We start from the raw sequence: 7,010 nt of genomic DNA, 5'->3' as shown, positions 1-7,010 counted from the left end.
TCTGCGCCCACGTCGTGCCCGACTTCATCCTGGCTGGACGGCAACGGCTACCCCGCCTTCCCCGCCACTCCCGTGCCGACCTGGCTGCGGGAGGGTGCGATGAAGGCGGTCAAGGTGTGCCCCGAGCTCGCGCTGCGGCTGGTCAAGGCCGAGTAGCACGCCCACCGGGCCCGTCGGACACCGGAGCGCCGTGGCGCCCCGCCCCGCGCGGCCCGCTACCGAAGGGAGACGCGGGTGCGATTGTTCCGCCGCCCGTCACGCCGCCGGACCGGCCCGGGTGGACGGTCGCCCCGCCGACGGCGTGCCGGCACAGCCGCCGGCCTGGTCGCCGTCCTGCTGGGCACGGCGTCCTGCGCCGTGGACACCCCTGCGCCGGTCGACCCGGCCGCCGCCGTATCCGCCGCCCCCGCCGGTCCCCCGGCGACCCCGACCGGTACGCCCACCGGCGCGTCGCCCCCACCGGCCGCCCCGGCCCGAGTGCCGGAGAGCCTCCGCTTCACCGGTACGACCCTCGACGGCAAGCCGTTCGCCGCCGCCGACCTGGCCGGCCGGCCCGTGGTGCTCTGGTTCTGGGCCCCCTGGTGCGCCACCTGCGCCAGCCAGGCATGGACGGTCGCCGAGATCGCCCCGCAGTACCGCGACCGGGTGCCGATCGTCGGCGTCGCCGGCCTCGGCCAGCAGAAGGCGATGAAGGACTTCGTGACCGAGTTCGAGTTGGGCGGCACCCTCCAGCTCGACGACCGGGCCGGCACGCTGTGGCGCCGCTTCGAGATCGTCGAGCAGAGCACCTTCCTGATCATCGACCGGGAGGGGAAGGTGATCCATCAGGGCTTCCTCGACGGGGAGGACCTGACCCGCCGGGTCGCCGCCCTCGCCGGCTGATGGACGCCCCACTGCTGCTGGCGCTGACCGCCGGCATGCTCGGCGCGGTCAACCCGTGCGGGTTCGCGATGCTGCCCGCGTACCTGTCGATCCTGGTGGCCGGGCCCGGCGACGCACGCGGCGCCCTCGGTCGGGCGCTCACCGCCGCCGCCGGCCTCACCTGCGGGTACGTGCTGGTCTTCGGCGCGTTCGGGCTGGCCTTCGCGCCGCTGGCCGGCTGGCTGCGCCCCCGGCTGCCCTGGCTCACCGTCACCCTCGGGGTGGGGCTGGTCCTGCTCGGCTGCTGGCTGCTCGCCGGCCGGCGGCTGCCCGCCCCCCTCCCGTTGGCCCGCGCGCCCCGGCTGACCCGCACGCTGCCGTCCATGGTGCTCTTCGGCGCTGCGTACGCGCTGGCGTCGCTTACCTGTTCCATCGCCCCGTTCCTGGCGATCGTGGCGACCAGCCTCCAGGCCGGCTCGACGTCGCGCGGGCTGGCGTTGTTCGTCGCGTACGCGCTCGGGATGGGACTCGTGGTGGCGGAGGACGCCCTCGGCGTGGCGCTGCTGCGCGACCGGGTGGTGGCCCGGCTGCGCGAGGTCGGCAGGTGGTTGCCCCGGCTCAGACGACCTGGTGCTGCTGGTCGCCGGCGGCTACGTCGCCTGGTACGGCTGGTACGAGGTGCGGCTCGCCGAAGGCCGACACGACGCGTTCGGCGACCCGGTGGTGGTCGCCGCGGCCCGGATCCAGCAGGCCCTGGTGTGGGCCCTGGACGCGGCCGGCCCGGCCCCTGCTGGCCGCCGCCCCTGCTCACCCTCGCCCTGCTGGCCGCCCGAGGGCGGACCGCGCGGCGGGAGCCGGGTGACCCGGCCCCCGCCGGCGACGTGCCGGTCAGCGTCGAGAACCCGGCGGTCAGCGACCCGGCGTGAGGCGGTCGGTGCCGACCCGGTCGCGGAGCACCTCCGGCACCAGCACCGAGCCGTCGGGCTGCTGGAACTGCTCCAGGATGGCCGGGAAGAGCCGGCTGGTGGCCAGCGCCGAGCCGTTCAGGGTGTGCACGAAGCGGGTCTGCTTGCCGCCCGCCTCGCGGTACCGGATGGCCGCGCGGCGGGCCTGGTAGTCGCCGGCCCAGGAGACCGACGACACCTCCTTGTACTTGCCGGTGCTCGGCATCCACACCTCGATGTCGAGGGTCTTCTTCATCGAGGCGCTGGCGTCGCCGGCCGACAGCAGGCTGGTCTGGTGGTGCAGGCCCAGCCGCGCGACCAGGCCCTCCACGTGGGTGACCATCTGCTCCAGTGCGGCGTCGGCCTGCTCGGGCAGGGTGAACTGGAAGATCTCCACCTTGTTGAACTGGTGGCCCCGCACGGTGCCCCGCTCGTCGGAGTGCGAACCGGCCGCCTCCCGCCGGTAGCACGGGGTGTACGCGAACCGCCGCAGCGGCAGGGTCGCGGTGTCCAGGATCTCGTCCTGGTACGCCCCGAGGATCGCCGTCTCCGCCGTGGGCAGCAGGAACTGCCCGCGCGGGGCGGACTCCCGGTCGAGGTGGTAGACGTCGTCGTAGAACTTGGGGAACTGGCCGGCGGCGAAACCGGCGGTGTCCAGCAGCAGGTGTGGCGGGAGCAGGAAGTCGTAACCCGCTGCGATGTTCTGGTCGATCAACCAGTTGAGCAGCGCCCACTCCAGCCGGGCGCCCAGGCCCGTGTACATCCAGAAGCCGGAGCCGCCGAGTTTGACCCCCCGCTCGTGGTCGACCAGGCCCAACATGCGGCTCAGCTCGACGTGATCGCGGACCTTTTCGATCGCCGGCCGCTCGCCGAAGGCCCGGACGACCCGGTTGGCCTCCTTGCCGCCGGGGACGACGTCGTCGGCGGGCAGGTTGGGCAGCTCGCCCATCCGGTCGCGCAGCCGGGACTGCACCTCGTCGAGCTGGGACTCCAGCTCGACGAGCTGCTTGCGCTCGGCCTCCGGGGCGACGCTCTCCGGCGCGCTGCCGGCCCGCTTCGCCGCCGCGTACGCCCGCGCCTCCGCCTTGCGGCGCTGCCGCTCGGCGTCGATCTCCGTGATGAGGGCGCGGCGCTCCTGGTCGAGCCGCTGGATCTCGTCCAGCGCCCGGTTGACCTCGGCGGGATCCAGTCGCTTCGCCAGCGCGGTCGCCACCGCCTCGCGATCCTTCCGGATCAACTCCATGTCGAGCATGCTGCTCCGTACGCCTCCGTCCGGGAAGTCAGGTGGGAACCCACCGATGCTACCGTCGCCGCGTCTCCCGGCTGGTCCCGGCCAACAGACGCGGGTGCCCCGGTGCCGAGGCGGGCTCAGAGCCGGTTGGGCACGGGGCGGGTGCCCCGGTGCCGACGCGGGCTCAGAGCCGGATGGGCATCAGGATGGAGAACGCGTCCGCGTCGTCCGGCCGGCGCACCGCCAGCGGGGCGATCGGCCCGTCCAACTCCAGCAGGAGCTGCCCCCGGTCGCCCGCGTCCAGGGCGTCGAGCAGATACCGTCCGTTGACGCCGAACCGCACCGCTTCCGGCGCGGCGTCGGCCAGCGCGGCGCTGTCGAGGACCCGCAGCGCGCCCACGTCGTCCAGGCCCAGCACGGTCACCGGCACGTCGACGCCCTCGTGCCGCAGGACCCGCGCCGGCGGTCCGTCGGCGACCTCCGCGCGCAGCGCCGGCACGTCCACCGGGATCCGGTACGCCGGCGTGCCGCCCGCGTGCCCGCCCAGCAGCCGCTGGTAGTCCGGGAACTCGTGGGGCAGGGCGGGCCCGGTGGCCTCCCGACCGGCGACGGAGACGGTGACGGCGGCGCCGTCCAGCCGCAGGCGCGCCTCGGACCCGCCGTCGGCGTCCAGCAGCGCGCGGGCCCGGTCGACGAGGTCCACGGGGGCGAGCACCCGCTGGGCGGGGCCGTCGACCCGGCCGGGAACCCGGGACACCGCCATCCGGTGCCGGTCGGTGGCGACGAGGCGTACGCCGTCGGCGGCGACATCGAACAGGACACCGGAGAGCACCGGCAGGTCGGGGTCGGCGCCGACGGCGAAGCGGACCGCGTCGATCGCGGCGGCGAGATCGGCGCGGGACAGTACGAGACAGGTGACCATCGGGTTCTCCTCGGGGTCGATCAGGGCATGGATCCGGGAGAGTTCACGGCGGGCGTCGGCAAGGCCGTCCTCCAGCCGGCGCAGGTGCGCGTCGAGCAGCCGGCCCACCACGGCCGGCTCGGCCCGATGCCGTACGGCGGCGGCGATCTCCGCCAGCGGCATCCCGACCCGGCGCAGCCCGGCCACCAGCCGGGCCGGCACGACCTGGTCGTCGGCGTACCAGCGGTAGCCGGTCACCGGGTCGACCAGCGCCGGCGCCAGCACCCCGGAGCGGTCGTAGAACCGCAGGGCGCTGATCGTCAGGCCGCTGGCCCGGGCCAGCTCGCCGATGCTGCGCAGTTCGCTCTCCACGCCGAGGATCCTGTGCCCTTCACCAGGTCGAGGGTCAAGCCCTCGTTCCCGCCCCTGCCCGCGCCGCTCGCCTGGGTGCGGTGTTTGCAGGGGGCCCTTTCTATACCGAAAGCGTTAACAAGGGGCCCCTCCTTGCAGCTCCAGCGTGCGGAAGGTGAGGCCGGCTGCGGTGAGCCGGCGCAGCAGGGCGTCGCCCATCGCGGTCACCGGGGTCACCTGGCCCGAGGCCAGCGGCAGGTCGTCGTCGAGGGCCAGGCAGAGCGCGGACTCGCCGAGCATCTTCGCCGTCTCGTCGTACCCGGGGTCGCCGCCGGCCACCTCGGTCACCACCCGCCGACCGCCGCCGCAGGCGAGGAACCGCACCCGGAACCACGACCTGGCCCGCTGCGCGGCGCTCGGCCCCTGGCCGGAGGCGAGCCGCCCGAGCAGCCAGCGCCGGGTCGGCGGCGCCTTCACCAGCCCGAGCAGGCCGCCCAGCGCGACCGCGCCGAGGACGATCGTGGGCAGCCGCCGCACGGCGGCGAAGTGCCGGTACCGGAAGTCCGGCCCGTACTCCGGCCGGGCCGCGGCCGACCGGCGGACCACCTGCGGATCGATGGTCGGCAGCGGCACCGCCCACATGCCCAGCTCCGCCGATCGGCCGACCTTGCCGGGCACCGCCCGGACCCGGCGGCCCTGCGGGCGTGGCTCGACGGCCCGCCGCGCCTTCGCCGCCCGGCTCGCCTCCCCGGTACGGGAGAACGCGGTGAGCGCCGAATGGTAGGTGCCGGCGGAGAACCTGCCACCCGCTCGGACGAATCCGTCCACGGTGATCGGCCCATCGGACGGCAGTTGCTTGACCGTGTACCAGACGCCCAGGTCGTGCGGGATCGAGTCGAAGCCGCAGGCGTGTACCAGCCGCGCTCCGGTGCGCACCGCCTCGGCGTGGTGCCGCACGTACATGGTGTCGACGAACTCCGACTCCCCGGTGATGTCGACGTAGTCGGTGCCGGCCCGGGCGCACGCGGCGACCAGCGGCTCCCCGTGCCGCACGTACGGCCCGACGGTGCTGGCCACCACCCGGGCGCTCTCGGCGACCAGCCGCAGCGACTCCGGGTCGGTGACGTCGGCGGTGAGCAGCGGCAGCTCGGCCAGGGCCGGGGCGATCCCCGCCAACCGCTCCCGCACGGCCGACAGTTTGGCCGGGTTCCGCCCGGCCAGCGCCCAGCGCAACCCCGGCGGCGCGTGCCGGGCGAGGTACTGGGCGGTGAGCCCGCCGGTGAACCCGGTGGCCCCGAACAGCACTACGTCGTACGCCCGATCTTCCCGCATACCGCGAGTCTGCCACCGGCGGCGGGGCAGGGCACCACGACGAATGCCCGGGTGCGGCAGCGTCGACTCAGGGCGTGAAGACGGTACGCAGGCAGCCGTCGGCGCGGGTGCGGAACAGGTCGTAGCCGAGCGCGCCCTGCTCCAGGGGTAGGTGGTGGGTGGCCAGGTGTGCCGTGCTGATCTCGCCGCGCGCCATCCGGTCCAGCAGCATCGGGATCCAGCGCTGCCCGTGCTGGCGGGCACCGCGTACGGTCAGCCCCTTGCGCAGCACCGCGCCGAGCGGGAACGTGTCGACGAAGCCGGTGAACGTGCCGAGCACCACGACCGTGCCGCCCTTGCGGCAGGCGTGCACCGCCTCGCGTACCGCGATGGGGTTGTCCGGGGCGGTGCCCGGCCGCGCGGCGGCGGCGAACCGCTCGGCGAGCGACCGCGGCTCCATGCCGTCCCAGGCCATGCCGACGGCCTCCACGCAGACGTCGGGGCCCCGCCCGCCGCTGCGTTCGCGCAGTTCGGCAAGGACGTCGACGGCCAGGTAGTCGAGGGTTTCCGCGCCGACGTGCCGCTCGGTGAGCCGCAGCCGCTGCGGGTACCGGTCGATCACCACCACCCGGGCCGCGCCGTGCAGCAGGGCGGCCTGCGCGGCCATCTGGCCCACCGCGCCCGCGCCCCAGACCGCCACGACGTCGCCCGGGCGCACCTCGCCCAGCTCGGCGGCGAGCCAGCCGGCGGGCACCGCGTCCGAGGCGAAGACCGCCCGGTCGTCGTCCACGGGGTCCGGCACCCCGAACGCCCCGACGTCGGCGTACGGCACCCGGACGTACTCGGCGTGGCTGCCGGCGAACCCCCCGTCGGCCCGGGGATGGCCGTAGCAGCCCCCGGTGGGCTGCCCCCACGCCGCCTCGGCCGCCGCCGGCCCGGTGCTGCCGTTGTCGCAGCAGGCGTAGAGGCCCTGCCGGCAGTACCAGCAGCTCCCGCAGGCCACGGTCGCGCAGACCACCACCCGGTCGCCGACGCGGTGCCGCCGCACCCGCGGCCCGACCTCGACCACGTCGCCGAGGAACTCGTGCCCGAGCACGTCGCCGACGGACAGCGCCGGGGCCCGCCCGGCGAGCAGCGGCAGGTCCGCCCCGCACGTGGCGCTGCGCCGGACCCGGACGATCGCGTCGGCGGAGTTGCGCAGCTCGGGGTCGGGGACCTGTCGCACCCCGAGGTGGCCCGCGCCGAGCCAGCAGAGCGCCCTCATCCGGGCACCGCCGGGCCGCCGCCGGGCACCGCAGCCCCGGGCACCGTCGCTTCGGGCGCGGCCGAGCGGGGGCGCTCCAGCGGGGAACGGTCGGCGCGTAGCAGCTCACCGGTCTCGGTGAGCTGCTTGCTCTGGCGCAGCGCCTCG

6 protein-coding genes are annotated in these 7,010 nt (G+C 75.4%); 2 read left to right on the top strand and 4 right to left on the bottom strand.

Annotation, left to right across the window (positions count from 1 at the left end):
• Positions 1-234 precede the first annotated feature (234 nt).
• Complete coding sequence (locus tag MCAG_RS07580; protein WP_007072375.1) at positions 235-882, top strand: redoxin domain-containing protein; 648 nt, start codon at positions 235-237, stop codon at positions 880-882.
• Positions 882-1,787: a cytochrome c biogenesis CcdA family protein gene (locus MCAG_RS07575; protein ID WP_007072374.1), complete on the top strand. Its 906-nt coding sequence runs from the start codon at positions 882-884 to the stop codon at positions 1,785-1,787. The genes MCAG_RS07580 and MCAG_RS07575 overlap by 1 nt, the downstream gene beginning before the upstream one ends.
• Here the strand turns inward: MCAG_RS07575 and serS are convergent.
• From serS to MCAG_RS07555, 4 genes are all read right to left on the bottom strand, one after another.
• A complete protein-coding gene (gene serS, locus MCAG_RS07570) occupies positions 1,771-3,057 on the bottom strand; it encodes a serine--tRNA ligase (RefSeq protein WP_007072373.1) in 1,287 nt (428 codons plus the stop codon). The genes MCAG_RS07575 and serS overlap by 17 nt on opposite strands.
• A gap of 163 nt (positions 3,058-3,220) precedes the next feature.
• Complete coding sequence (locus tag MCAG_RS07565) at positions 3,221-4,297, bottom strand: MerR family transcriptional regulator (protein WP_036376598.1); 1,077 nt, start codon at positions 4,295-4,297, stop codon at positions 3,221-3,223.
• 126 nt (positions 4,298-4,423) lie between these two features.
• Positions 4,424-5,620, bottom strand: a complete 1,197-nt coding sequence (locus tag MCAG_RS07560; RefSeq protein ID WP_007072371.1) for a trans-acting enoyl reductase family protein — start codon at positions 5,618-5,620, stop codon at positions 4,424-4,426.
• 67 nt (positions 5,621-5,687) lie between these two features.
• Entirely contained in the window at positions 5,688-6,863 is a 1,176-nt protein-coding gene (locus tag MCAG_RS07555) for an alcohol dehydrogenase catalytic domain-containing protein (protein ID WP_007072370.1), read from the bottom strand.
• Between the last annotated feature and the right edge of the window lie 147 nt (positions 6,864-7,010).

Origin of the sequence: Micromonospora sp. ATCC 39149, from assembly GCF_000158815.1 — a bacterium.
GTDB lineage: Bacteria > Actinomycetota > Actinomycetes > Mycobacteriales > Micromonosporaceae > Micromonospora.
The sequence above is the reverse complement of the archived record's forward strand: the minus strand, read 5'-3'. Positions and strand labels throughout refer to the sequence as shown.

Bases quoted from the DNA above. Each gene is read 5' to 3' on its own strand.
- MCAG_RS07575 (WP_007072374.1), top strand. From the start codon at position 882: ATGGACGCCCCACTGCTGCTGGCGCTGACCGCCGGCATGCTCGGCGCG.
- serS (WP_007072373.1), bottom strand. From the start codon at position 3,057: ATGCTCGACATGGAGTTGATCCGGAAGGATCGCGAGGCGGTGGCGACC.
- MCAG_RS07560 (WP_007072371.1), bottom strand. From the start codon at position 5,620: ATGCGGGAAGATCGGGCGTACGACGTAGTGCTGTTCGGGGCCACCGGG.
- MCAG_RS07555 (WP_007072370.1), bottom strand. From the start codon at position 6,863: ATGAGGGCGCTCTGCTGGCTCGGCGCGGGCCACCTCGGGGTGCGACAG.